Below are 24,438 nucleotides of genomic sequence, written 5' to 3' on the forward strand. Positions count from 1 at the left end.
GCGGAGCACCGCTGCCGGGGTTGAACGCCCGTTGATCCAGGCCCAGGAATCCCGCCATGTCCCGATCCGCCCGCCGCAAAGACCCGGCGCCCTCCCCCATCACCCTCGATCATGAGGCCGACCTGCAGTGCATCGATGAGGCGCTGGCGACGGTGGAGTCCATCGCCGATGCCTGGTTTGAACACCATCGCCTGAAGCCCTGCCCGCCCGGGTTCCTGCTCTCGCTGAACCGGCTGCGCGACTTCACCAGCTTCGCCAAGGCCTACGCGACCGCGCTGCGGCTCGTGCGGGAGTAGATCCACGCCATGCGTGGATGGCTGCGATGGGGTCGGAGCCCTTTCCTGCGGAAAGGGATCCGACCCCGGCGCTCAGCTCAGGTGCTTGCGCCGCGCATGGATCCACGGCACGGCCAACGCGGCGATGGCACCGCCGGCAAAGCCCAGCGAGGCGGCAACCGTAGCCGCCTCGATCGCACCGGGCAGCGCCAGCGCGGCAGCGACCAGCAGCAACGATGGCAGGCCGACGAAGGTGCCGAGGAAGAAGGTCCAGCGCGGCGACCAGGTGTTGAGCTGCAGCAGGCTGACCGGCTGCCAGGCCTCCGAGGCGGTGTCTTCGGCGATCTTCGCCACCACCTTGCCCAGGTCGACTTCCGGCACCAGCCGGCCCGGGCGGGCGGCGGCGATGGCCTCGGCCACGGCCTCCACCGGCGGGAAGCTGGCCGGCCACGCGCCCGGCGCGGCCACGCCATAGGCGGTCAGCAGCGGCACGCTCAGCCACGGCGCCACCAGCGGGCGCACCTTGCGCCGGCCGTACACGCACCAGATCTGCGCCTGGCCGTGCGCGGTCACGTTGTACAGGGCAAGCTCGCCCGGCGGCGGGTAGCCCAGCATGGTCACCCGTGCGGCCATGCTGTCCTGGTCCATCGCGCGCAGGAACCCGGGGCGGCTGCGCCCTTCCTGCATCCAGGCCAGGCCGAGCGCGCCGACCAGCCAGGCTTCGGCGACGTCCTTGCTGCCAGCAGTGGCGCGCTCATCCGCGGCCAGGTACCAGGCCAGCGATTTCGGTTCGGCCACGTCGTCCACGCCCCAGCGGCTGTCGTCGCCCAGCACGTGGCGCACCGGCAGGCGTGCCGGCGCGGTCTCGCCGCGTTCGCCGGTGTGCAGGAACGGCAGTACGCCCTGCACGAAGCTGGGCAGATCAATCGCGCGCAGGCCATTGCCCTGCCATTCCGGCGGCAACAGGCCAGCCAACTGGCCCTCGGCGGCCAGGCGGTCCAGGCGGGACTTCTGTTCAACCAGCTTCTGCACCGCGCCCTTCAGCACGACGTTGTCCGGCAGGGCGATCTGCGGCAGGCGGTGGCGCGGCGGCGCCAGCTCCACGGTGTCCTCGCCGGTGCCTGCGTCATCCAGCAGGGCATCCTGCGGCGGCAGGCTCACCCCCTCGGGGGCGGCGTCACTGGCCGCTTCGGGCAGGCGTTGGGCGTGGTCGGTGTGCATGGGCGCTCCGGTAGGGGCAGCCGACGATCCTGTCGACTGACGTCCTTGCCGTTAGCGGCCATGGGGTGAGTTTCTGTAGCGGTCGAGCCCCTGCAGTCGAGCATGGCTCGACTCTACAGAACCGGGGTCAGCGCTGCGGCGCCCACTTCTTCAGGAAGGCCATGAACTTGCTGCGGTTGTAGCCCTTGCCTTCGTTCTTGGCTTTTTCCAGCTCGCCGGTGAACTGCGACTGCAGCAGGGTGCCATCGGAATCGAGCACGAACAGGTGCGGGTAACCCTTCACCTGCGGGTACTGCGAGAGAAACGCCGCGTTCTCGTTCTCTTCGCTGTAGTTGACCTTCATCCAGACGTAGTTCGCATCGCGGAAGCGGCGGATTTCGGCATCGCCTTCCACGAACTGGTCCATCAGGTGGCACCAGGGGCACCACTCGCCGCCCACGTCCAGGATGATGTGCTTGTTGCCGCGCTGGGCTTCGACCTTGGCCGTTTCCAGATCGGCGGCCGGGTCGCGGGCCGGGTCGAAGCTGGCATTGAGGCCGGCAATGGCGGCGATGTCGGCCGCCGCCGGGGTGTTGCCCGAGGCCACCGGCGCGCTGGGATCAGCGGCCGGTGGCTCGGTGGGACGGGTGTCGAGCGGCTGCGTCGGTTCGGCCGGTGCCGGCGGCGGTTGCTGGGAACAGGCGCCGATCAGCGCCGCACACACCACTGCCACCACTGCACTGCCGAACGTTGTACGCATGCCCACTACCCTCTGTTTACTTGACGCCGTGCATCAGCTTGTTGATCAGCGGGGCCACCAGGAACAGCACCACGCCGGAGCCGATCAGGGCCCAGAAACCGAAGGTATACCCCTTCAGTGCCGATTCGATCGTCATGCCACCTTCACCGGACACCGCGCCGGCGAAGATGCCCGACAGGTTGTTGCCGATGCCGGTGGACAGGAACCAGCCACCCATGCCGAAGCCGACCAGGCGCACCGGGGCCAGCTTGGTCACCATCGACAGGCCGATCGGCGACAGGCACAGCTCACCCACCGACTGGATGACGTAGACCATGAACAGGGTCCAGAACGGAATCTTGCCGTCCACGACCATCTGCGACAGGGCGAACATCAGCAGGGCGAAGGCGGCGCCGTTGAACAGCAGGCCCAGGCCGAACTTGCGCGGGATGGACGGATTGGCGCTGCCCATGGCCACCCAGATCCAGGCGATGATCGGCGCCAGGGTGATGATGGCCACCGAGTTGACCGACTGGAACCACGCGGTCGGGAAGGTCCAGTCACCGAACTTGCGGTTGACGATGTTGTCGGCCAGGAAGGTGAAGGAGCTGCCCGCCTGTTCGAAGAACATCCAGAACATCACGTTGAAGGCGAAGATGATCAGCATGGCGATCACGCGGTCGCGCTGCACCTTGCCCTCGCGGATGCCTTCCACCAGCAGCAGGATGGCCAGTACGGTGAACATCGCGCCCAGGATCCAGGCCAGCGCAGCGGCGCCGGTGGCCAGCAGGAAGTACGACACCGGAATGGCGACGATCGCACCCACCACCACCTTGATGATCGGGCCGATGCCTTCGGCGCCGGCCGGCGGTGCACCAATGCCCTTCAGGCCGGCGCGACCGATGTAGAACCACACCAGCGAAATCAGCATGCCCACGCCGGAGGCGATGAACACGATCTTGTAGGACGGCATCTCGGCGGTGCCGAAGATCTTGCGGGCCAGGTACTCGGTCAGCACCGGGGCGATCATCGCGCCGATGTTGATGCCCATGTAGAAGATGGTGAAGCCCGAATCGCGGCGCTCATCCTTCAGGCCGTACAGCTTGCCGACCATGGTGGAGATGTTGGGCTTGAACATGCCGTTGCCGACGATGATCGTGGCCAGGCCGAGCTTGAAGATGTGCTCCTGCGGCAGGGCGATCATGAACAGGCCTGCGGCCATGATGACCGCGCCGGTCAGGATCGACCGCTGGTAGCCCAGCACCCGGTCGGCCACGTAGCCACCGAAGATCGCCGCGGCGTACACCAGGGCCAGGTAGGCGCCGTAGATGCGGCTGGCGTCGGCTTCGCCGGCGGCACTGCCGTTGCGGAACTGGGCAACGATGTACAGCACCAAGGCCCAGCGGATGCCGTAGAACGCAAAGCGCTCCCAGAACTCGGTCATGAACAGCATCCACAACGGGCGCGGGTGGCCCATCAGGGTCTTGAATTCCGGCACGGCCGGCTCTGGGGTGTTCGCAGTGGCGTTTAGGCTCATGCGGGTTTCCTGGTTCGGTGGATGGACGGCACATCCGATGTGCGCTGGAGCAACGCGCGAGGATCACCGACTTCTGGCGTTCACGTCAAATACACGCCGTTTGAGGCAGGTCACGGCCTGCTCGCTGAACTTGCATCTGAAACGATCCAGCCCATCGCCGGCGGCCTTGCTGAATGGGGCTCAGGCCGGGTCGGCCGGCGGTGCCACCTGCAGGCTGGTGCGCACCTGGAACAGCTCGGGGAAGAAGGTCAGCTCCAAGGCCTGTCGCAAAAAGCCCACTCCGGAGGAGCCGCCAGTGCCGCGCTTGAAGCCGATCACCCGCATCACGGTACGCATGTGGCGGAAGCGCCACAGCTGGAAGGCGGTTTCCAGGTCCACCAGGTCCTCGCACAGCGAGTACTCGCGCCAGTAGCGATCGGTATCCTGGTAGATGCGGGCGAACACCGGCTGCAGGCTGTCGTCGGACACGTGCGGCTGGGTCCAGTCACGGTCGGTGTAGAGGTCGGGGATGGCGTGGCCGAAGCGCGCCAGGTACTTCAGGAATTCCTCGTACAGGCTCGGCGCTTCCAGCACGCTGCGCAGCTGCGCCTGGCCTTCCACGTCATGCTCGAACACCTGCAGCATCTGCGCGTTCTTGTTGCCCAGCAGGAACTCGATGTAGCGGTACTGCAGCGACTGGAAACCCGAGGACGGGCCCAGCACGTCGCGGAAGCCCATGTACTCGGACGGGGTCAGCGTTTCCAGCACCGACCACTGCTCGGTCAGCTGGCGCAGCACCTGCTTGCTGCGCGCCAGCACCTTGCGGCACTGCCAGACTTCATCGCGCTGCAGGAAGCCGATCGCCGCCCGCAGCTCGTGGCCCAGCAGCTTCAGCCACAGCTCCGAGGTCTGGTGCTGGATGATGAAGAGCATCTCGTCGTGGTGCGGCGGGTTGGACAGCGGCTGCTGCGCGGTCAGCAGCTGGTCCAGCCGCAGGTAGCCGCCGTAGGTCAGGCGCCCGTGCAGGTCGGTGTGGATGCCGGCTTCGAGATCGCGTTGGTTGTTGTCGACGGACATGGGCGGGACCAGATCAGGGGCGGCAAGGGTAGCGCGTTGCCCGCCGTGCGGGCAGCGGGCAAGGGGCAGCGTGCGGACCATACCGGGGCGTGCAGTCGGCCTGTGGAACCGCTGTTGCGCGTGGAACCTTTCGCGCCGTTGCGCCGGCAGTCAGCCAAAGGCGTATTCTGATGCTTTGCAGCAACGACTGAATACGTTGTTGTTATTGGCCCCCGAGCCGTCGCCAGGGGTACAAAGGGGAATCCCCGTGTTGCGCCGCAGGAAGGCTATTTCGTACGCGTTCCTTAACATGGCGATTCATATCATTTGTAACTTCTCTGTCGAAGGTGCAGTACGCAATGACGGTTGCCGCTGAGTTCAAGATCGAATACCTGCAGTACCTGGACGCGGACGGCAAGCTCGTCCGTGACGACCTGCCCGCATCCCTGAAGGATCCGGCCGTCCTGGTGCCGCTGTTCAAGCAGATGCTGTACGTACGCACGTTCGACAGCAAATCCATCGCGCTGCAGCGCACCGGCAAGCTCGGCACCTATGCCGCCTGCCTGGGCCACGAAGCCGCACACGTCGGCATCGGCGCTGCGATGAAGGCCGGCGACGTGTTCGCGCCCAGCTACCGCGAATACGGTGCGATGTTCATGCGCGGCGTGCGCCCGTACGACGTGCTGATGTACTGGGGCGGCGACGAGCGCGGCAACGACTACACCGGCAACGCGGTGAAGGACTTCCCGTTCTGCGTGCCGATCTCCACCCAGTGCCTGCATGCTGCCGGCGCTGCGCTGAAGTTCAAGCTCAACAACGAAGCGCAGATCGCGGTGGCGGTGTGCGGCGATGGCGGCAGCTCGAAGACCGACTTCTATGCCGCGCTCAATTCGGCCGGTGCCTACAAGCTCCCGCTGATCCTGTGCATCGTCAACAACGGCTGGGCGATCTCGGTGCCGCGTTCGGCCCAGACCGGTGCCGAAACCCTGGCCCAGAAGGGCCTGGCCGGTGGCCTGCACTGCCTGCAGGTGGACGGCAATGACCTGATCGCCGTGCTGGCCGCAATGGAACAGGCGCGCGAACGCGGCCTGGCTGGCGACGGCGGTACCGTGCTGGAGCTGCTGACCTACCGCCTGTCCGACCACACCACCGCCGACGACGCACGCCGTTACCGCGACGACGCCGAAGTGAAGGACGCCTGGACCCGTGAGCCTATGCTGCGCCTGCGCAAGTACCTCATCGCCCAGGGCGTGTGGAGCGAAGACGAAGAAAAGACCTGGGTCGAGCAGTGCGCGGCCAAGGTGGACGAGGAAGTGAACCAGTACCTCAATACCCCGGTGCAGCCGGTCGAGGCGATGTTCGACTACCTGTATGCCGATCCGCCGGCGGACCTGCTGGCCCAGCGCGCGGCCGCCATTGCCCTGGAGCAGCGCCATGGATGACATCAAGACGGGCGCATCCGCTTCCCAGGCCAATGCCGCCGACAGCGCCGCTGTCGCCGGTGGAGATATCGCAATGACCGCTACCCCCATCACCCTGATCGAAGCCATCACCCAGGCCCTGGCCTGGGAGCTGGAACACGACCCGTCGGTGCTGGTGCTGGGCGAGGACGTGGGCGTCAACGGCGGCGTGTTCCGTGCCACCGCCGGCCTGCAGCAGCGCTTTGGTTCGCAGCGCATCCTCGACACCCCGCTGGATGAAACCACCATTGCCGGCCTGACCGTCGGCCTGGCCGCGCAGGGCATGAAGCCGGTGGCCGAAGCCCAGTTCGACGGCTTCGTCTACCCGATGGTCGACCACATCATCTGCCACGCCGCGCGCCTGCGTACCCGTACCCGTGGCCGCCTGCACTGCCCGATGGTGCTGCGCGTGCCGTGGGGCGGTGGCATCCGCGCGCCGGAACACCACAGCGAAGCCAACGAATCGATCTTCACCAACGTGCCGGGCCTGCGCGTGGTGCTGCCGTCCAGCCCGCAGCGTGCCTACGGCCTGCTGCTGGCCGCCATGCGTGATCCCGACCCGGTGATCTACATGGAGCCCAAGCGCATCTACCGCCAGTACAAGGAAGTGGTCGTCAACGACGGCGAAGCGCTGCCGCTGGACGTGTGCTTCGTGCTGCGCGACGGCACCGACGTGACCCTGGTGGCCTGGGGCGCACAGGTGAAGGAAGCGCTGGAAGCAGCCGACAAGCTGGCCGGCGAAGGCATCAGTGCCGAGGTCATCGACGTGGCCACGCTGCGTCCGCTGGACTTCGCCACCATCGCCGAGTCGGTGGCCAAGACCGGCCGCTGCGTGGTCGTGCAGGAAGCCCCGAAGACCGCGGGTTTCGGTGCCGAAATCGCCGCGCGCCTGGCCGAGGAATCCCTGTACGACCTGCTGGCCCCGGTCGAGCGCGTTACCGGCTACGACACCCACATTCCGCTGTTCCGCTTGGAAATGAAGTACCTGCCCAGCGTGGACCGGATCGTGACCGCGGCCAAGCGCGCGGTGGCGGCAGGCTGACATGCGGGCCCGCCTCCTTGGGGCTTACCGCAGCCAGTATTCCAACCCGCTCCGGTTCCGCACCGGCCAGATCGTCGAAGTCGGTGTACGTGACGAGGAATGGCCGGCGTTTGCCTGGGTACGCACCAACGATGGGCGCGCTGGATGGGCGCCCGTCGCTTGGCTGCAGCTGCTGGATGATGGTCGCGCCGAAGCCCTGCGCGATTACGACGCCCGCGAGCTGGATGTGGAAAACGGCGAGATGGTGAAGCTGCATCACGAACATGGTGGGTGGTGGTGGTCCGAGCGCGCGAATGGCGCGACGGGCTGGCTGCCGGCCCGCGAACTGGAACTGCTGGAAGAGAACTGCACATGAGCCAGACCAAGAATTTCAACCTGCCCGACCTGGGTGAAGGCCTGCCGGACGCGACCATCGTCGAGTGGTTCGTCAAGGAAGGCGACGTGATCAAGCTGGACGCGCCGCTGGTGTCGATGGAGACCGCCAAGGCCGTCGTGGAAGTGCCCTCGCCGGTGTCCGGCAAGGTGCTGAAGCTGTCCGGTGCCGCCGGCGACATCATCCCGACCGGCGCGGTGCTGGCCAGCTTCGAGATCGACCCGAACCTGCCGCAGCGTGCCGATGGCCAGGACACCGGCCACAGCCACGGGCACGCCCCGGCGGCCCCGGCCGCACCGAACCCGCCGCCGCTGCCGGCCGCCCCGGTGGCTGCCGCCGCTGAAGAAAAGGCCGAGCGTGATGACGCCGGCACCGTGGTCGGCGCGATGCAGAGCTCCAATGCCGTGCACACCGAACAGGCGCTGGCCGTCGGTGGCGTCAAGGCCGTGCCGGCCGTGCGTGCCACCGCGCGCAAGCTGGGCGTGGACCTGGCCCGCGTGCGTGCCACCGGCGCCGATGGCGCGGTGACCATGGCCGACGTCAAGCAGGCTGCGGCCGACGGCAGCGCCAAGCTGGGGGCTGCCCCGGCACCGGTGGCTGCCGCTGCGTATACCGCCCCGGCCCCGGCCCAGGTGGCTGCGCCGGTGCAGAGCGAAGCCCGCACCCCGCTGTCCGCCGCCGGCAAGCCGATGCGTACCCAGCCGCCGGGCGTGGTCGCCAAGGGCCAGCCGGAACCGCTGAAGGGCGTGCGCCGCAACATGGCGCGGGTGATGGCCGATGCGCACAGCAAGGTCGTGCCGACCACGCTGAATGACGACGCCGACATCCACGCCTGGCTGCCGGGCAACGACGTCACCGCCCGCCTGGTGCGCGCGATCGTGGTTGCCGCGCAGAAGGTGCCGGCCATGAACGCCTGGTTCGACGGCGAAGCGCTGACCCGCACCCTGCACGCGCAGGTGGACATCGGCATCGCCGTGGACACCGACGACGGCCTGTTCGTGCCGGCGCTGCGCAATGCCGACATGCTCGATGCCCGTGGCATCCGCGAAGGCGTCAACCGCCTGCGCGAACAGGTGGAAGCCCGTTCCATCGCGGCCTCCGAACTGAGCGGCTACACCATCTCGCTGTCCAACTTCGGCATGTTCGCCGGCCGCTACGCGACCCCGGTCGTGGTGCCGCCGTGCGTGGCCATCATCGGTGCCGGCCGTGCCCGCCACCAGATGACCCCGGTGATGGGCGGCGTGGAAGCACACAAGGTCATCCCGCTGTCGGTGACCTTCGACCACCGCGCCGCCACCGGCGGTGAAGCGGCCCGCTTCCTGCGCGCGATGATGGATGATCTGGCGCTGGCCAGCTGATGGGTGGGTGCCAACCGCTGGTTGGCACATGACCTGAGAAAACGCCGGGCATTGCCCGGCGTTTTTTTGTGGGCGCGGCGTGGCGATCAATCGCGCGCGACCATGCCCTCGGCACGGCTGTACACGCGCAGGCGATGGCCATCGGGATCGACGCCAACGAAGGTGTGGCCGAATTCCAGGGTGACCGGCGCCTGGGTGATCTGCACGCCGAGTGCGCGCCAGGCGTCGTGCAGCTGCTGCACTTCTGCAGCGTTGGCCACCACCATCGCCAGCTCGGCCGCGCCGGCTTCTGCGGTGACCGCTGGCAGCACGCCATCACGCTGCCACAGGCCCAGCGCCGCGCCATCGCCCAGCAGGAACAGGGCGAAGCCGGGCGACTGCTCCACCGGCGGCGTACCGAGGATGCTGCTGTAGAACGTGGCACTGGCCGCGACATCACGCACGTACTGCAGCAGGGTGCTGGGCTTGAACATGGGGAACCTCCGTTGTTGGGAGTGCCCATGGTGGTGCGGCCCTGCTGACAGATCCTGTCAGCAGCGTGGCGGCGCTGGCTTCTGTTTCTGCCTTGGTAGAGTCGACTGTCAGTCGACTGCTCTTGCCTCAGAAAGTCCCGCGCTGCGCGCGATAGTCGACTAGCAGTCGACTCTACCCCCGCTTCTCTATCTCCCCCGGCCGACAACTCACGAAAGGTCCAGCCAATCCGGGGCGATGCCCTGTGCTTTCTGCCAGCGCCGCAGCAACGTGCCGCGCGGCACCAGGTAACGCGCTTCCAGCGTGCGTACCCGGCGGATGCGGTCCAGGCGGAAATGGCGGAAGTCCTCGCGGCTTTCGCACCACGCCGCCAGCATCTGCACTTCATCGAAATAGCCCAGCGCGAAGGGCCAGACCACGCGCTCGGTGCGCTGCCCTTGTGCATCCTCATAGGCAAACTGCAGCCGCATCTGCGCGCCTACCGCCTCGCGTACTGCCTGCAGGCGCGCCGGTGGCACCTTCGCCGCGGCTTTCGAGGGGCCTACGCGCAGGCCGCTGTCGCGCAGTGCTTCGCGGCGTGCCGCTGGCAGTACGTGGGCGATGCGTGCCAGCGCATCACGGGCGGCGTCGGCCAGCGCCGGCTCGGTGCGGGCGGCCACCCAGCGCAGGCCCAGCACCAGTGCATCAATCTCGGCCGGGGGCAGGGTCATCGGCGGCAACACGTCGCCGGGCACCAACTGGTAACCCACGCCGGCTTCACCACGCAGGTCGGCGCCCTGTGCGCGCAGCGTCTCGATGTCGCGGTACAGCGTGCGCAGGCTGATGCCCAACGCATCGGCCAGCGCCTGCCCGGCCACCGGCCGGCGGTGCCGGCGCAGCAGCTGCAGCAGTTGGCTCAGGCGCAGCGCACGCGCCATCAGCCGACCAGCGCGCTGGACGCCACCACGTGCTCGCCCGGCGGCGGCGCCAGCGCGGCATCCACCAGCGCCCTGGCGATACGGCTGGCCGGATTGATCCGCCATGCCCGCGGCAGCACCGGCCCGAGCGCGCCAAGCACCTGCAGGGCGAAGTGTTCGCCACGGCGAACCTGCTGCCGCTGCCCACCAATCAGGCCCGGCCGCACCAGGGTGAGCGAAGCAAAGGTGAGCGCGCGCAGATCGCGCTCGAGCTCGCCCTTCACCCGGTTGTAGAAGAACGCCGAGCCTGCATTGGCGCCAGCGGCCGAGTTCAGCACGAACACGCGGGCGCCCTGGCTGCGCGCCAGCCGGGCGAAGGCCAGCGGGTAATCGTGGTCGATGCGGTAGAAGGCCTCGCGGCTGCCGGCCTGGGCCATCGTGCTGCCCAGGGCGCAGATCACCGCATCCACCTGTGCCCAGTCCGGCGCATCGGGCAGCGCGTCGAACGACAGCACGGGGGCATGCAGCTTCGGATGGCTCAGGCCCAGCGGGCGCCGGGTCGGGGCCACTATCGCGCGGCAAAGCGGGTCGTCCAGCAGCATCGGCAGGGCCAGCCCGCCGACCAGGCCGGTCGCCCCCAGCAACATCACGCGCATACCCACCTCCACTGCGGCATCCTGTCGCCCATCGTAGCCGTTCAAGCCGTCGGCGGCCGCGCCGATATGCTGTCACCAGTCCCTGCCAGCCCCAGGATTTTCTTGCCATGACGGACCAGCCCGACCACCGCCCTGCCCCCGGCACCGCCCTGGGACCGCCGGCGCGCACGCGCGCGGTACCCGACGATGGCCGTGGCGACCGGGTGGTCCTGCAGGGCGGCACGGCCGTGGCCCTGCAGCAGCTGTTTGCCGGTGCCGATGCCCCCGAGCCGCTGCTGGCCGCCTTTGCCAATGGCATGGCCACCCTGCCCGGCGAGCTGGGCGACATGGGCGACCGCCTGCAGTCGGCGCAGGCCAGTGCCGACTGGCCGCGCTACGGCCGGGCGATGCGGCAGCTGATCGACAAGTACATCCGCACCATCGAGCAGCATTCGCCCGATGGCCAGCCCGACAGCCTGCGCCTGTCCGAACAGCTGCGCCTGCTGCTGGGCGGCGCGGTGGTGTCGCTGCTGCTGCATGATCCGGACCTGCGCGAGCAGGCCCAGGCGCTGGCCGCCCAGCTGCGGCAATGGCAGCCGGGTGCGCCGCTGGAGCCCATCGAACAGGGCGTGCGCGAGCTGGGCCACCAGGTGGGCGTGCGTGCGGAAAGCTGGCAGGAACAGCAGGCGCTGCTGCTGGAGCTGTTCGCCCTGCTGCTGGAAAACGTGAGCGAGCTGCTGGATGACCGCAGCTGGCTGCAGGGGCAGATCGCCGCCGTACGTCAGCTGCTGGCCGGCCCGCTGGAAGCGGAATCGGTCGAGCGCACGCGCGCCGAACTGCGCGAGGTGATCTACAAGCAGGGGCTGCTGCGCCAGGGCATCGATGATTCAAAGGCGGCGATGCGCGGCCTGATGGGCGAGTTCATCGAGCGCATGGACGGCATGGCCGCCAGTACCGGTGAGTACCACGACCGCATCGGCACCTATGCCCTGCAGCTGCGCGAGGCGCGCAGCATCGCCGACCTCAACCACCTGCTGCAGGAAGTGATGCACGACACCGGCAAGGTGCAGCAGCAGGCCGCGCAGGCGCGTGACCACCTGGCCAGCGCGCGGCAGGAAGTGGAACGGGCCGAGCGGCGCATCACCGAGCTGGAACAGGAACTGCGCGAGGCCGGCGATCTGGCCCGCATCGATCCGTTGACCCAGGCCCTGAACCGGCGCGGGCTGGACGAAATGCTGCAGCGGGAGATGGCACGGGCGGCGCGCAACAACACACCGCTGGGCCTGGCGGTGATCGACCTGGATGACTTCCACCAGACCAACGATACCCATGGCCATGCCGGCGGCGATGCCCTGCTACAGCACCTGGTGTCGATCTGCCGCCTGCTGCTGCGCGCCACCGATGGTGTTGCCCGGCTCGGCGGTGACGAGTTCGTGCTGGTGCTGCCGGAAACCCCGGGCGCCGACAGCATGGCCACGGTGCAGCGCCTGCAGCGCTCGCTGGCCCATCGCGTGCTGACCGTGCAGGACCAGCGCGTACCGGTGCATTTCAGCGCCGGCCTGGCGCAGTGGCAGCCCGGCGATGATGCCGAGGCCCTGCTGCGCCGCGCCGATGAGGCCCTGTATGTTGCCAAGCGCCAGGGCAAGAACCGGGTGCAGGCGGGGTAATCCGCCCTGGTGGGTGCCGACCGTTGGTCGGCACGCCCTTCGCCCGGCGGCCGTTGTTACTTCCCGCGCAGTTTCTGGAACCCGGTCACCGCGGCCAGCACGATCGCACCGGCAACGATGCCGACCACCATGTTCGCCGCCGCACTGATCAGCCAACCCCACTGCCCTTCGCCACCGAAGCCCTGCACCGCGTGGTGCAGCACCGGCACGTTGTGCACCAGGATGCCGCCGCCGACCAGGAACATGGCGATGGTGCCGGCCACCGACAGGAACTTCATCAGCCACGGCGCGGACACCACCAGGCCACGGCCGAACGCAGCCACCGCCCCGCCCTTGCGCGACAGGTACAGGCCCACGTCATCCAGCTTCACGATGCCGGCCACCAGCCCGTAGACGAACACCGTCATCGCCAGCGCGACCACGGCCAGGGTCACCAGCTGCTGGGTGAAGGCCGCGGTGGCCACCACGCCCAGGGTCAGCACGATGATCTCGGCCGAGAGGATGAAGTCGGTGCGGATGGCGCCCTTCACCTTGTCCTTTTCCCACGCGACCATGTCCACCTGCGCATCGGCAAGCGCCTTGCGCCGCTCGGCTTGGTGCTGGGCGTCCTCGTCGGACGAATGCAGGAAGCGGTGGGCCAGCTTCTCCACGCCTTCGAAGCACAGGAAGGCACCGCCGATCATCATCAGCGGCACGATCAGCGGCACGTTCCAGCCCCGGCTGTGCAGCCAGGCCTCCAGCGCGCTGATCGCCAGCGCCGCCGGCACCAGGATCACCTTGTTCACCAGCGAGCCCTTGGCCACCGCCCACACCACCGGCAGTTCGCGGTTGGCGTTAACTCCGGTCACCTGCTGCGCGTTCAGCGCCAGGTCGTCGCCCAGCACGCCGGCGGTTTTCTTCGCCGCGACCTTGGTGAGGATCGAGACGTCGTCGAGCAGGGTGGCGATATCGTCGAGCAGGGCAAACAGGCTGGCACCGGCCATGGTGGATCCAAAGAGGGAATGGGCGGATTCTGACTGATCCGGTGCCTGCTGCGGAAGCGGGTTCACCGCGTGCCTACTGCCGCCCGGCCACACTGCAGGGCCCCGGTAGTGCCGGCCGCTGGCCGGCAGCCGCCCCGCCCCGGCGTTGCCGGCCAGCGGCCGGCACTACCCCTGTCTTGCCTGCATGGGAGTTCCGCTTGAGCAATCCGTCCACCGCCACGGCCAATCCCCCGCTGGTCAAGGGCATGAACCGGCGCAGCCAGATCCTGCGCCTGCTGATGCGCTACCGCCATTCGGGCGTTTTTTCCGGCATGAATCTGGACGCGGCCGGCAGCAACGGCGACGTGCCGGCCGACGGCAACCCGGAGCAGTTCGTCAGCGACCTCGAAGCGCTGGGACCGACCTTCGTCAAGCTCGGGCAGATGCTGTCCACGCGGCCGGACATGGTGCCGCCCGAATTCGCCACCGCGCTGGAACGCATGCAGGAGAACGTGGCGCCGATTCCCGTCGAGCGCATCCACGCCATCATCGAACAGGAGCTGGGGGCCGGGGTGAACAAGCTGTTCGCTTCGTTCGACCCGGAGCCGCTGGGCTGCGCCTCGATCGCGCAGGTGCACCGTGCCGTGCTGCACGACGGCCGCCAGGTGGCGGTGAAAGTGCAGAAGCCGGAAGTCGCCGCACAGCTGCGCTCGGATCTGGAGGCGCTGCGCAGCTTCGCCCTGGCCGCCGACCACCTCACCCAGGTCGGCCGCCGCGTGCGCCTGCGCGACTGGCTCAACGAATTCGCCAAGACGCTGATGCAGGAGCTGGACTACCACGCCGAGGCCGAGAACCTCGCGCGCTTCGGCCGCCACCTCAAGCCGTTCCGGCGCCTGTGGGTACCGCAGCCACTGTGGGATTACTGCAGCCAGCGCGTGCTGACGATGGAGCTGGCCACCGGCGTGCGCGTGGATGCGATTCCCGACGTGCGCCGCACCGAGCAGGCGATGGATCCCCTGGCCGCCGCATTGATCCGTGGCTACCTGGACCAGATCTTCGTGCATGGCGAGATCCATGCCGACCCGCATCCGGGCAACCTGCGGGTGACCCCCGACGGGCGCCTGGCGATCTTCGACCTGGGCATGGTCGCGCACATGCCGCCGCGCCTGCGCGAGCGCCTGCTGAAGATCCTGTTCGCCGCCGTTGATGGCCGCGGCGAGGAAGTGGCTGACGACCTGATCAGCATCAGCACGCGCCTGGAAGCCTTCGACGAGGAACGCTACCTGCGCGAGACCGGCCAGCTGATCGCACGCTATGCCGCCAGCGGCAGCTTCTCCGAAGGCCGCGTGGTGCTGGACATGGTGCGCATCGCCACCGCGTCCGGCCTGCGCACGCCGCCGGAACTGAGCCTGGTCGGCAAGGCCCTGCTCAACCTGGAAACCGTCTGCCGCCTGCTGGCGCCGGACCTGGATACGCGCCGCATCGTCGAGCGACAGCTGCAGCATGTGATGCGCGCGCGCCTGAAGAAGTCGCTGTCGGCCGCCAACCTGGCCAGCGAGGCGATGGAGCTGCAGCAGCTGCTGCGCGATGGGCCACGCAAGCTGACCGACATCATGGCGCTGCTGGCCGAGAACCGCCTGCAGATGAAGGTGACCGGGCTGGAAGAATCGCGGTTGATGGAGAACCTGCAGAAGATCGCCAACCGCGTGGCGGCCGGCATCATCAGTGCAGCCCTCATCATGGCGGCGTCGTTGATGATGAAGCTGGAAACCGGCTGGCACCTGTTCGGTTACCCCGCCATCGCACTGCTCCTGATGCTGATCGGCGTCGTGCTCGGGTTGGGCATCGTGACCAGCGCGTTGCTGTTTGATCGGCGTGCACGTGCGCGCGAGGAACGCGGGCATCGTTGAAGAAACGGGAAATCGCGCCGTTTCTTAATGAAATCGCGTAGCGGCTTTCACGCTGATTTTACTTGAAACGCGCGATTTCACCTCATGTAACAAACAAACATTTCAGTCAGGTTCGTGCATGCACTATCGGGTCATCAGCCTGTCATGCATGTGTGCTTGAGGCAGCGCTGGTCGGATGGACACGCGTCGGTACGACGTCCATCACCACCTCCCGTCACTGCCGAAGCCGCTTATGCTCTGGATCCTGCTGCTGTCGCTGTTGCTGTTGGCCTGGTTGTTCCTCGCCTCCGATAAGTGGGTGTGGTGGAAGGCGAGCACGTTCTCGCTGCTGCTGCTCGCACTCAGCACGTGGTGGTTGATCGACAAGCTGTCCGGCGATGGCCTGAACGCAGCAACGCTCTACCACCTGGGCGCTGACATGGAAGGCGCGGGTATCGCGGACTTCAAGGGCTACATCGCCGGCTACATCGGGCTCATCGTGGTTTCGCTGCTGCCGCTGTTCGCCACGCGGGTGAAGCGCTGGCGTCGACCCGGCCACGGCGGCGCATGGTTCGCGGGCTTCGCGGTGGTGTGGATCGCCACGATCATGGTCAGCCCGCTGGCACGCGATGGGCAGCGCCTGTACCAGCAGCTGCGCCCGGTCGATTTCGCCCGCATCGCCCCCGAATACCAGGTGCCGACGCAGCCGCTGCAGCGCCCGCGCAACATCGTCTGGATCTACGGCGAAAGCCTGGAACGCACCTACCTGGACGAGAACGTGTTCCCGGGCCTGATGCCCAACATCAACCGCCTGGCCAGCCAGTCGCTGGACGTGCGCGGCCTGGCCTCGGCCGAGGGCAGCGGCTGGACCATCGCCGGCCTGGTGTCGTCGATGTGTGGCGTGCCGCTGACCACCTCGCAGGGCGATGAGAACAGCATGGACCGCATGGGCAGCTTCCTGCCCAAGGCCGTGTGCCTGGGTGATTACCTGAAGCAGCAGGGCTACACCAACCATTACCTGGGCGGCGCCAGCGGCCGCTTCGCCGGCAAGGGCCAGTTCCTGGCCAGCCACGGCTTCGATGAAGTGCACGACCTGGAGTGGTTCAAGCAGCAGAAGAAGATCGGCCGCGTGCATTACTCGCCGTGGGGCGTGCACGACGACGTGCTGCTGGACACGGCCTACCAGCGCTTTGAACAGCTCTCGCGCAAGGGCGAGCCGTTCATGCTGACCACGCTGACCATGGACACCCACCACCCGGCCGGCCACCTGCCCGTGGCGTGCAAGGGCCAGCGCTATGAGAGCAGTTACGGCAACATCAACATGCTCAACGCACTGAAGTGCAGCGACCGGCTGATCTCGCAGCTGGTGCAGCGCATCCAGGCCAGCCCGTACGGCAAGGACACGCTGATTGTGATCGCCTCGGACCACCTGGCGATGCCCAACGACCTCACCAGCATCCTGACCAAGCAGAAGCGCGAGAACCTGCTGCTGTTCCTGGGCGATGGCATTGCCCCGCAGCAGCTGAAGGCCGACGCCGGCACCACCCTCGATTCGGGTGCGACCCTGCTCAGCCTGCTGGACCCGCAGCTGAAGACGATGGGCTTTGGCCGTTCGCTGATCGACACCCACCGCGCATCGAGTGCCAGCGTGGCGACCCAGCGTGACGGTGGCCGCGATTACCCGCAGTACCTGGCCTTCGCCCGCTCGCTGTGGCTGGGCGAACCCACCCGCGAGCTGAAGATCGACGGTGATGACCAGGTGGTGGTGGGACTGCAGCACGTGCAGCCGCCGGTGCTGCTGGAGTACGACAAGGACTGGGGCCTGAAGTCGGTGTATCTGGAGAACACCTCGCGCCAGTTCGACGATGCCGACCCGGACAACACCCTGGCCTATGTGGACCGCTGCACCGCGTTCGAGGATGGCTCGGCCGATGGTGACTGGTGCGCGTTGCTGGTGAACCGCGACAACGGCATCAAGCTGTTCCGCGATGACGACCTGCGTGGCGGCATTGCGGTGGATGCACCGCTGGAATCGTTCCAGGGTCCGCGCCCGAGCGTGCGCCAGGCGCACATGATCACCCAGAAGGGCCGCCGCACCCGTGCGGGCCAGTACATGCTGGAACTGGTGGCGAGCACGCGCCCGGACCGTGGTTTCTGGATCGAGGCGGTATCGTCGCAGCGCAAGGTGGTGCTGGCGCAGCAGTGGGTGCAGCCGGATGCGGACGGCAAGATCAACGTCTCGTTTGGCTTGGACCACGAGGTGGATGATCTGGAGATCCGGGCGTGGTTGAACCATGCCGAGAAGCTGGCGGTGGATACGTTTGCGCTGGTGCCATCGCGCGGGCGACCGCGGGGGTAAGAGGTTTTTTGCAGGGCTTGCAGCCCTGCACCTGCAGAGGCAACAGCAAGAGCGGCATTCCGTGGGATGGCGGGGCACTGTGGGTTTGCGGGGACGCCGTAAACCCGTCCATGGGGGCTTGGTCGCCGCATCCATGCGGCTCACACCCCGCAAACCCATAGTGCCCCGCCTTCGACAGGTTCACGCGGCTGTTGGTAGGTGCCGACCGTTGGTCGGCACATCTGTCAGATATCGCATGAATTCATCCGTGCCGACCAACGGTCGGCACCCACCAGAGCAGAACGCCGTCCCAGTAGATCCACGCCATGCGTGGATGAAATCTGTCAGATATTGATACTCGACCCCGTGCCGACCAACGGTCGGCACCCACCAGAGCAGAACGCCGTCCCAGTAGATCCACGCCATGCATGGATGAAATCTGTCAGATATTGATGTTCGACCCCGTGCCGACCAACGGTCGGCACCCACCAGAGCAGAACGCCGTCCCAGTAGATCCACGCCATGCGTGGATGAAATCTGTCAGATATTGATACTCGACCCCGTGCCGACCAACGGTCGGCACCCACCAGAGCAGAACGCCGTCCCAGTAGATCCACGCCATGCATGGATGAAATCTGTCAGATATTGATGTTCGACCCCGTGCCGACCAACGGTCGGCACCCACCAGAGCAGAACGTCGTCCCAGTAGATCCACGCCATGCGTGGATGAAATCTGTCAGATATTGATACTCGACCCCGTGCCGACCAACGGTCGGCACCCACCAGAGCAGAACGCCGTCCCAGTAGATCCACGCCATGCGTGGATGAAATCTGTCAGATATTGATACTCGACCCCGTGCCGACCAACGGTCGGCACCCACCAAAGCAGGATGCCGTTCCGGCAGATCGCGGGAAACTGTCGAAGGCGGGGTGGGTCCGGTTGCGGGGGTGTGAGCGGCATGGATGCCGCGACCAAGCCCCCATGGATGGGTTTACGGCGTCCCCCGCAACCGGACCCACCCCGCCATCCCACAGGAAACCCGCTTTTGACGTTGACGTTGACGTTGATTTCAGCAGGTGCAGGGCTGCAAGCCCTTCAAAAAGCCCCCCTCTTACTCCGGCGGGGTATCGCGTACCAGGTGGATGTCAGTCGGCGTCGACAGCGGGATCCCACGCTCGGCCAGTATCTGCAGCAGGCTGAAATACAGATCGCTGCGCGTGCCATACACCTGCCTCGGGCTGGCCACGTAAGCGAAGCTGTTGAACGTGATCTGGCCGCCGGCAATGCTGTCGATGAACACCGACGGCGCCGGCTGCGCCAGCACCGCCTGGTGCGCGCCATAGGCATCCAGCAGCGCCTGCTTCAGGCCCGCCACGTCAGTGCTGGTCGGCACCGCGAACTGGATCTGGATGCGGCCCTGGTTGTTGCCCATCGTCATGTTGCGGATGGTCTTGGTGATCAGCTCCGAGTTCGGCACGATCAGCGTCGACTTGTCGCCCACCTGGATCTCGGTCGAACGCACGTTGATGCGGCGGATGTCGCCTTCCTGGTCACCCAGCTTCACCCAGTCGCCGATCTTCACCGGGCGCTCGGCCAGCAGGATCAGGCCCGACACGAAGTTCTGGATGATCGCCTGCAGGCCGAAACCAATGCCCACCGACAACGCGCTGGCCAGCAGCGCCAGGTTCTTCATGTCCAGGCCCATCGCGGTCAGCGCCCACAGGCCCACCAGGATGATGCCGACGTAACCGGCAATGGTGCTGATCGAGTTGCGCGCGCCCAGGTCCAGCTCGGTCTTGGGCAGGTAGGTGTCGGTCAGCCAGCGCTGCATCAGCTGGGTCAGGCCCACCCCCACCAGCAGCACCAGCACGCCGGTCACGATGCGGCCTGGCTGCAGCGTCAGGTCCTTGTTGATCGTGATGCCGTTGGCCAGCGCTGCGATACGCTCGACGATCGTGCCGACGTTGCCGAACGGCGCGGCCAGCGCCAGCAGCGCGATCAGCACCACCAGCGCGCGCAGCATCGCCGACAGCAGCACGCCGGCCTGCTCCAGCCGCGAAACACTCAGGCCGGTACTGAGCAGGATGGTCTGCCCGACCTTGCTGTCGGCGTTGAGCAGCCAGGTGCTGAAGTCATCGACGAACTTGAACAGCAGCATCGCCGCCAGCACCACGATGGCACCGCCAATCAACTGCTCGTTGACGAACTTGGCGAAGTTCACGTAGCCCAGCAGGCTGGCGATGATGGCGGCCGTGACGGCCAGGTTGCCGGCGACGCGCGCCAGCACCAGCCAGCTGCTGCGACGTACCGGCACTGCCGCACCCACGCCATCGGCCTGCGCCTCCAGCTTGGCCTCGGCTTCGGCATTCTGGCGGCGGTGCAGGCGCGACAAGGTGACCAGCATGGCCATGATCAGGCCGAGGTAGGTCAGCGCGATCACGCCGTCCAGCGCCACCGTGGTGACGTCGCTGGTGCGCGTGGCCCGGTCGATGGCCACCAGCACCGTGCTGAACCAGGCCAGCGCGGCCGCACCCCAGGCGTACTTGCGCAGCTTCAACGCGGCGGTGTCATCCAGGTTCAACAGCCGCCACGAGGGCCGCGTCGGCACCAGCAGGCAGGCGCTGAGCGCGGCTATGAAGGCCGCCACGAAGGTGGCCTGCACCACGCCGTCGGCCACGTTCTGCAGGCGCGGGGCGATACCGCCGATGGCGTTGAGCGAAGCGATGAACACCACCACCGCATAGCCCGGCAGCAGGGTGCCGACCAGCAGCAGCCACATCGCCAGGCCGGAGCGGCGCAGGCGCCCATCGGGTGCACGGTCGGAGGCGGCGAAGCGCCGGCCCAGCGCGCGCAGCCACAGGCGCAGCGGGAACATCATCACCAGCGCGGCCAGCAGGCCCAGCAGCGGCGTCCACCAGCCTTCCTTGTTCAGCGCATCCACCAGGGCATCACGGCCCTGCGCGGCCAGCGGCGTGACCCGCGCGATATCCACCGGCAGCTGCTTGGCGACCTTGCGCCACAGCGACGGCGACAGCGGCGAATCGACCTTCTGGCCCAGTTCCTCGGTGCGCTGCGCGGTGCGCTGCTTCTCGATGTCGGTGGCCAGCTGGCCGGCACGCACGGCGCTGGCTTTTGCCTGCGCGATTGAAGACGCCAGCGCATCACGCTGGCGGGTCAGGTTGCGCCGCTGCGTTGCCAGCTCGGGCGGCTCGGTGGTGCCCTCCGGTGCCGTGCCCAGCTGGGCCAGCTGCTCGGTCAACTGGTCCAGCTGCGGCTGCAGGCTCTTTTCCAGGGCCTCGGCATCGCGGCGTACCTGCGATGCGGTCTCGGACAGCATCGCCAGCGTTTCAGTGGCTTCGGCGGCATCGCGCTTGCGATCGACCTCTTTCAGGCTGGCATCGAACTGGGCCAGCTGCTGCTTCGGCGTCGGGTCATCATCCTGGGCCTGCACCGGCGCGGCCAGCAACAGCGCGCCACACAACAGCAGCGCCAGCGAAGGGCCACGCCCCAGGATCGTTCGGAAGAAGGAAAGCAAGCCAGCCACACCGGTTCGCGCGGACCACCGCGCCTGCGCGCGACTATACGGCACGGCTGGTAAAGGCTGGATGGAGGGCGCTGCGAACCTCGGCGACGGAGGTAGAGTCGACCGTTGGTCGACTGCCGCGCGCAGCGCGGGATTTCCAGGGCGTCCCGCCAGAAGCAGTCGACCAACGGTCGACTCTACCCGGCCCTCAGTACTTCAACCGCAGCTCTTCCACCTGGGGCTGCTGCAGCGCGTACCAGTCCTGGAATTCCTCTTCGCTGATCTCATCCGGCGCGTACACCGCGATGGGATGCCAGTCGTGGTCGGTCGGCAGCGGCTGCCGCGGGCCGGCGCGCAGGCTGTAGCTGACGCCTTCGTAATCGACCACATCATCCACCTGCGGCCACTGCTCGCGGGCAAACGCGGTTTCACTCTTCAACAGGATCACCTGGTACATCGGCACCTCCACTTCGCGGGTATGGGGAAAAACGCGGCGCTGGCGCAAGCATAGCGCCGCACCGGCGGGCACTGGCACGCCGCGCGGGCGACGCAATGTTCTGGACGTGGCGCTCGCCCCGGTTTCACCTGCCCATGGCGAGCCCGGCGGCATGGTGGGGGTCCGTTCCCAACGCGTACCGCCCCGCCTGTCCATGACCGACCACCCGCCGCTGAAGACCGTCGCCGACCTCAAGCTGCCCCGCTACCTGGGCACCTGGTACGAGATCGCACGCCTGCCCATGCGCCACGAGCCGGACGGCTGCACCGATGTGTCCGCCCACTACCAGCTGCTCGACAACGGCAACGTGCAGGTGCACAACCGCTGCCGCATGGACGGCGAGGTGGAGGAAGCCATCGGCGAAGCCTGCCCGGTGGACAATGACAGCGCCCGCCTGGCCGTGAGCTTCCTGCCCAAGGGCCTGCGCTGGCTGCCCTTCACCAAGGGCGACTACTGGGTGGTGCAGGTGGCCCCGGACTACAGCGTCGCCCTGGTCGGCAGCCCCGACCGGAAATTCCTGTGGCTGCTGGCCCGCGAACCGCAGCTGGATGCCACCGTGCGCGACCATTATCTGGCCACCGCGCAGCAGCAGGGCTTCGATCTGTCCGAACTGATCCACACCCCGCATACCGGCCACCCCACTGCCTGAGCCCGCCCCATGGACCTGAAGAGCGGTTACCCGTGGTGGGCCGTAAGCAACGGGCTGATCCAGACCTTCCCGCCGCTACAGCAGGACCTGCGCTGCGATGTGCTGGTGGTGGGCGGCGGTGTCACCGGCGCCCTGATCGCGGATGAATTGTCCGGCCACGGCCACGGGGTGGCGCTGATCGAGCAGCGCGACATCGGCTGGGGCAGCACCGCCGCCAGCACCGCGCTGCTGCAGTACGAGATCGACACCCACCTGCTGGACCTGGCCGGCCAGTACGGTGCCGACGCCGCCGAGCTGGCCTACCGCGCCTGCGCCGATGCCATCCCGGCCCTGGGCGAGGTGGCGCGCGGGCTGAAGAACGTCGATTTCCAGCGCATGGACAGCCTGTACCTGGCCAGCCGCCACCGCGACGTGCCGGTGCTGATGGCCGAGGGCGCCGCACGCCGGCAGGCCGGGCTGGATGCGCGCTGGCTGGAACCGGACGACCTGCAGCAGCGCTTCGGCGTGGACGCCGGCGGGGCGCTGCTGACCCGCCAGGCCGCGCGGGTCGATCCCTATTGCCTCACCTATGGCCTGCTCAAGCGCGTGCGCCGCCGCGGCGGCCATGTGCATGACCGCACGGTGCTGCACCGCCTGGACGCCACCGCGCGCGGCGTCACCGCCCGCACCGAAGCCGGGGCGACGATCCGCGCCCGGTATGTCGTGCTCGCGATGGGCTACGCCAACCAGCGCTGGATCGACCAGCGGGTGGCACGCAACCGCAGCAGCTATGCCTTCATCACCGATCCCATCGATGCCGGGGTGCTGGGCCCGCTGCAGCGCACGATGGTGTGGGAAAGCGCGCGCCCCTACCTGTACCTGCGCGCCACCGGCGAGGGCCGGCTGCTGGTGGGCGGGCTGGACGATGCCATCGACATCCCGGCGCGCCGCGACCGGCGGGTGCAGGGCAAGGCGAAGCAGCTGATGAAGCAGCTGCAGCACTGGTTCCCGCAGCTGGAGCCGACCCCGGCGTTTTCCTGGGCCGGCACCTTCGCCGAGACCGCCGACGGCCTGCCGTTCTTCGGTCCGCATCCGCAGTGGGGGCCGCGCGTTCACCTGGCCATGGCCTACGGCGGCAACGGCATCACCTATTCGATGATCGGTGCGGGGCTGCTGCGGGCGCGGATCGAGCGGCGCCGGCACCCGCTGCAGGATCTTTTCGGGTTCGACCGGGTCTAAGGGAATCCGGGCCTGGCCCGGATCTACCACAAGCCGGCGGCGACAGGCATCATTCAAGCTGCGCCTGTTAGCGTCGGCCTGTACCGCCGCGCGTGGCGCGGTCCCTGCCCGTTGGAGCATCGTGATGATCCGTCCCCTGACCCTGCTGCTGTGCCTGGCCAGCCTGCCCGGGACCGTCCTTGCCCAGTCCGCCGCGGGCGCCACGGCCCCGCAGTCGAACGGCCTGGACCTGTCCGTGCCGCAGGCACCGATGCGCTACCTCAACGACCCGACCGTGCAGCAGGACCCGCCCGGCACCTATTACGGTGACAAGAGCGGCCCGCGCGTGCACGACGATGCCAGGATCGCCGACGTCACCGACGACAAGCTGAAGGTGTCCGGCAGCTTCACCACCGGCATCGGCTACTCCAAGGGCTACGGCAACTCGCACTACAACGCTGCCACGCTGAACCTCAGCAAGAACTACACCACCGATGAGGGCAAGACCCGCGGGGTCAACCTCAACATCCATGTCAGCGAAGGCAACGGCCCGGGCTTCGGCCCGTACGGCGGTGGCTTCTATGGCCGCGGTGGACCGGGTTACTGGGATTACCCGCCGCCGTACGGCTGGTAAGCACCCGCAGCGCTCGCCGGGCATGGCCCGGCGCTACCGCCGGAGCCCACGCTCGGCTGCA

The 24,438-nt window shown here is 67.6% G+C and carries 21 protein-coding genes; 11 read left to right on the plus strand and 10 right to left on the minus strand.

The annotated features are described in order from the left end of the window. Nucleotides 1-56: 56 nt before the first annotated feature. Complete coding sequence (locus tag C1927_RS19570; protein ID WP_079223925.1) at nucleotides 57-296, plus strand: hypothetical protein; 240 nt, start codon at nucleotides 57-59, stop codon at nucleotides 294-296. 72 nt (nucleotides 297-368) lie between these two features. Here C1927_RS19570 and C1927_RS19575 read toward each other — a convergent pair whose 3' ends face one another. From C1927_RS19575 to C1927_RS19590, 4 genes are all read right to left on the minus strand, one after another. Further along, nucleotides 369-1,496: a hypothetical protein gene (locus C1927_RS19575; protein ID WP_079223926.1), complete on the minus strand. Its 1,128-nt coding sequence runs from the start codon at nucleotides 1,494-1,496 to the stop codon at nucleotides 369-371. A gap of 127 nt (nucleotides 1,497-1,623) precedes the next feature. Further along, on the minus strand, nucleotides 1,624-2,235 hold the full coding sequence (locus C1927_RS19580; RefSeq protein WP_079223927.1) for a thioredoxin family protein: 612 nt from the start codon (nucleotides 2,233-2,235) through the stop codon (nucleotides 1,624-1,626). A 16-nt stretch (nucleotides 2,236-2,251) separates the two neighbouring features. Continuing rightward, nucleotides 2,252-3,751, minus strand: coding sequence for an oligopeptide:H+ symporter (locus C1927_RS19585; protein WP_079223928.1), 1,500 nt, complete (start codon nucleotides 3,749-3,751; stop codon nucleotides 2,252-2,254). Nucleotides 3,752-3,931: 180 nt separating this feature from the next. Then, the gene (locus tag C1927_RS19590; RefSeq protein WP_079223929.1) at nucleotides 3,932-4,807 is read right to left on the minus strand and encodes a tryptophan 2,3-dioxygenase family protein; all 876 of its coding nucleotides are present in this window, start codon (nucleotides 4,805-4,807) and stop codon (nucleotides 3,932-3,934) included. Between the two features lie 338 nt (nucleotides 4,808-5,145). Here C1927_RS19590 and pdhA point away from each other — a divergent pair, with 338 nt between their 5' ends. The 4 genes from pdhA to C1927_RS19610 are packed head-to-tail and all read left to right on the plus strand — an operon-like array spanning nucleotide 5,146 to nucleotide 9,019. Continuing rightward, entirely contained in the window at nucleotides 5,146-6,228 is a 1,083-nt protein-coding gene (pdhA, locus tag C1927_RS19595; protein WP_079223930.1) for a pyruvate dehydrogenase (acetyl-transferring) E1 component subunit alpha, read from the plus strand. Continuing rightward, nucleotides 6,221-7,288, plus strand: coding sequence for an alpha-ketoacid dehydrogenase subunit beta (locus C1927_RS19600; protein WP_079223931.1), 1,068 nt, complete (start codon nucleotides 6,221-6,223; stop codon nucleotides 7,286-7,288). The genes pdhA and C1927_RS19600 overlap by 8 nt, the downstream gene beginning before the upstream one ends. A 1-nt stretch (nucleotide 7,289) precedes the next feature. Further along, complete coding sequence (locus C1927_RS19605; RefSeq protein WP_079223933.1) at nucleotides 7,290-7,643, plus strand: SH3 domain-containing protein; 354 nt, start codon at nucleotides 7,290-7,292, stop codon at nucleotides 7,641-7,643. Further along, nucleotides 7,640-9,019: a dihydrolipoamide acetyltransferase family protein gene (locus C1927_RS19610; protein ID WP_079223935.1), complete on the plus strand. Its 1,380-nt coding sequence runs from the start codon at nucleotides 7,640-7,642 to the stop codon at nucleotides 9,017-9,019. Before C1927_RS19605 ends, C1927_RS19610 begins: the two co-directional genes overlap by 4 nt. Nucleotides 9,020-9,105: 86 nt before the next feature. Here the strand turns inward: C1927_RS19610 and C1927_RS19615 are convergent, their stop codons facing one another. The 3 genes from C1927_RS19615 to C1927_RS19625 all read right to left on the minus strand — a co-directional run bounded on the left by C1927_RS19615 (nucleotide 9,106) and on the right by C1927_RS19625 (nucleotide 11,042). Then, on the minus strand, nucleotides 9,106-9,492 hold the full coding sequence (locus C1927_RS19615) for a VOC family protein (RefSeq protein ID WP_079223937.1): 387 nt from the start codon (nucleotides 9,490-9,492) through the stop codon (nucleotides 9,106-9,108). A 207-nt stretch (nucleotides 9,493-9,699) separates the two neighbouring features. Continuing rightward, nucleotides 9,700-10,407, minus strand: coding sequence for a YafY family protein (locus C1927_RS19620; RefSeq protein ID WP_108747549.1), 708 nt, complete (start codon nucleotides 10,405-10,407; stop codon nucleotides 9,700-9,702). After that, on the minus strand, nucleotides 10,407-11,042 hold the full coding sequence (locus tag C1927_RS19625; protein WP_079223941.1) for an NAD-dependent dehydratase: 636 nt from the start codon (nucleotides 11,040-11,042) through the stop codon (nucleotides 10,407-10,409). Before C1927_RS19625 ends, C1927_RS19620 begins: the two co-directional genes overlap by 1 nt. 107 nt (nucleotides 11,043-11,149) lie before the next feature. On the opposite strand from C1927_RS19625, the gene C1927_RS19630 reads away from it, so the two are divergent. Next, nucleotides 11,150-12,688 (plus strand): GGDEF domain-containing protein, encoded by a 1,539-nt coding sequence (locus C1927_RS19630; protein WP_079223943.1) that lies wholly within the window; start codon nucleotides 11,150-11,152, stop codon nucleotides 12,686-12,688. Between the two features lie 56 nt (nucleotides 12,689-12,744). On the opposite strand, the gene C1927_RS19635 is transcribed toward C1927_RS19630, so the two are convergent. After that, the gene (locus tag C1927_RS19635; RefSeq protein ID WP_108747550.1) at nucleotides 12,745-13,671 is read right to left on the minus strand and encodes a DUF808 domain-containing protein; all 927 of its coding nucleotides are present in this window, start codon (nucleotides 13,669-13,671) and stop codon (nucleotides 12,745-12,747) included. A gap of 245 nt (nucleotides 13,672-13,916) precedes the next feature. Here C1927_RS19635 and C1927_RS19640 point away from each other — a divergent pair, with 245 nt between their 5' ends. Both C1927_RS19640 and C1927_RS19645 read left to right on the plus strand, forming a co-directional pair. Further along, nucleotides 13,917-15,560, plus strand: coding sequence for an AarF/UbiB family protein (locus C1927_RS19640; RefSeq protein ID WP_254051598.1), 1,644 nt, complete (start codon nucleotides 13,917-13,919; stop codon nucleotides 15,558-15,560). 232 nt (nucleotides 15,561-15,792) lie between these two features. Then, a complete protein-coding gene (locus C1927_RS19645) occupies nucleotides 15,793-17,898 on the plus strand; it encodes a phosphoglycerol transferase I (protein WP_108747552.1) in 2,106 nt (701 codons plus the stop codon). 1,091 nt (nucleotides 17,899-18,989) lie between these two features. On the opposite strand, the gene C1927_RS19655 is transcribed toward C1927_RS19645, so the two are convergent. Together C1927_RS19655 and C1927_RS19660 are read right to left on the minus strand one after the other, a co-directional pair. Next, nucleotides 18,990-21,422: a DUF3772 domain-containing protein gene (locus C1927_RS19655; protein ID WP_174208705.1), complete on the minus strand. Its 2,433-nt coding sequence runs from the start codon at nucleotides 21,420-21,422 to the stop codon at nucleotides 18,990-18,992. 187 nt (nucleotides 21,423-21,609) lie between these two features. Beyond that, entirely contained in the window at nucleotides 21,610-21,858 is a 249-nt protein-coding gene (locus C1927_RS19660; protein ID WP_079223952.1) for a hypothetical protein, read from the minus strand. Nucleotides 21,859-22,051: 193 nt separating this feature from the next. Between C1927_RS19660 and C1927_RS19665 the strand changes: the two genes are divergently transcribed. The 3 genes from C1927_RS19665 to C1927_RS19675 all read left to right on the plus strand — a co-directional run bounded on the left by C1927_RS19665 (nucleotide 22,052) and on the right by C1927_RS19675 (nucleotide 24,377). Beyond that, nucleotides 22,052-22,546, plus strand: coding sequence for a lipocalin family protein (locus tag C1927_RS19665; RefSeq protein WP_108747553.1), 495 nt, complete (start codon nucleotides 22,052-22,054; stop codon nucleotides 22,544-22,546). Between the two features lie 9 nt (nucleotides 22,547-22,555). Continuing rightward, the gene (locus tag C1927_RS19670; RefSeq protein ID WP_108747554.1) at nucleotides 22,556-23,764 is read left to right on the plus strand and encodes an FAD-dependent oxidoreductase; all 1,209 of its coding nucleotides are present in this window, start codon (nucleotides 22,556-22,558) and stop codon (nucleotides 23,762-23,764) included. Nucleotides 23,765-23,888: 124 nt separating this feature from the next. Then, a complete protein-coding gene (locus tag C1927_RS19675) occupies nucleotides 23,889-24,377 on the plus strand; it encodes a hypothetical protein (protein WP_079223958.1) in 489 nt (162 codons plus the stop codon). Nucleotides 24,378-24,438: the final 61 nt, after the last annotated feature.

Origin of the sequence: Stenotrophomonas sp. ZAC14D1_NAIMI4_1 (assembly GCF_003086775.1) — a bacterium.
Taxonomy (GTDB): Bacteria; Pseudomonadota; Gammaproteobacteria; order Xanthomonadales; family Xanthomonadaceae; genus Stenotrophomonas.

Coding starts and splice junctions, on each gene's coding strand:
- C1927_RS19570 (WP_079223925.1), top strand. CDS start 57: ATGTCCCGATCCGCCCGCCGCAAAGACCCGGCGCCCTCCCCCATCACC.
- C1927_RS19575 (WP_079223926.1), bottom strand. CDS start 1,496: ATGCACACCGACCACGCCCAACGCCTGCCCGAAGCGGCCAGTGACGCC.
- C1927_RS19580 (WP_079223927.1), bottom strand. CDS start 2,235: ATGCGTACAACGTTCGGCAGTGCAGTGGTGGCAGTGGTGTGTGCGGCG.
- C1927_RS19585 (WP_079223928.1), bottom strand. CDS start 3,751: ATGAGCCTAAACGCCACTGCGAACACCCCAGAGCCGGCCGTGCCGGAA.
- C1927_RS19590 (WP_079223929.1), bottom strand. CDS start 4,807: ATGTCCGTCGACAACAACCAACGCGATCTCGAAGCCGGCATCCACACC.
- pdhA (WP_079223930.1), top strand. CDS start 5,146: ATGACGGTTGCCGCTGAGTTCAAGATCGAATACCTGCAGTACCTGGAC.
- C1927_RS19600 (WP_079223931.1), top strand. CDS start 6,221: ATGGATGACATCAAGACGGGCGCATCCGCTTCCCAGGCCAATGCCGCC.
- C1927_RS19605 (WP_079223933.1), top strand. CDS start 7,290: ATGCGGGCCCGCCTCCTTGGGGCTTACCGCAGCCAGTATTCCAACCCG.
- C1927_RS19610 (WP_079223935.1), top strand. CDS start 7,640: ATGAGCCAGACCAAGAATTTCAACCTGCCCGACCTGGGTGAAGGCCTG.
- C1927_RS19615 (WP_079223937.1), bottom strand. CDS start 9,492: ATGTTCAAGCCCAGCACCCTGCTGCAGTACGTGCGTGATGTCGCGGCC.
- C1927_RS19620 (WP_108747549.1), bottom strand. CDS start 10,407: ATGGCGCGTGCGCTGCGCCTGAGCCAACTGCTGCAGCTGCTGCGCCGG.
- C1927_RS19625 (WP_079223941.1), bottom strand. CDS start 11,042: ATGCGCGTGATGTTGCTGGGGGCGACCGGCCTGGTCGGCGGGCTGGCC.
- C1927_RS19630 (WP_079223943.1), top strand. CDS start 11,150: ATGACGGACCAGCCCGACCACCGCCCTGCCCCCGGCACCGCCCTGGGA.
- C1927_RS19635 (WP_108747550.1), bottom strand. CDS start 13,671: ATGGCCGGTGCCAGCCTGTTTGCCCTGCTCGACGATATCGCCACCCTG.
- C1927_RS19640 (WP_254051598.1), top strand. CDS start 13,917: ATGAACCGGCGCAGCCAGATCCTGCGCCTGCTGATGCGCTACCGCCAT.
- C1927_RS19645 (WP_108747552.1), top strand. CDS start 15,793: ATGCTCTGGATCCTGCTGCTGTCGCTGTTGCTGTTGGCCTGGTTGTTC.
- C1927_RS19660 (WP_079223952.1), bottom strand. CDS start 21,858: ATGTACCAGGTGATCCTGTTGAAGAGTGAAACCGCGTTTGCCCGCGAG.
- C1927_RS19665 (WP_108747553.1), top strand. CDS start 22,052: ATGACCGACCACCCGCCGCTGAAGACCGTCGCCGACCTCAAGCTGCCC.
- C1927_RS19670 (WP_108747554.1), top strand. CDS start 22,556: ATGGACCTGAAGAGCGGTTACCCGTGGTGGGCCGTAAGCAACGGGCTG.
- C1927_RS19675 (WP_079223958.1), top strand. CDS start 23,889: ATGATCCGTCCCCTGACCCTGCTGCTGTGCCTGGCCAGCCTGCCCGGG.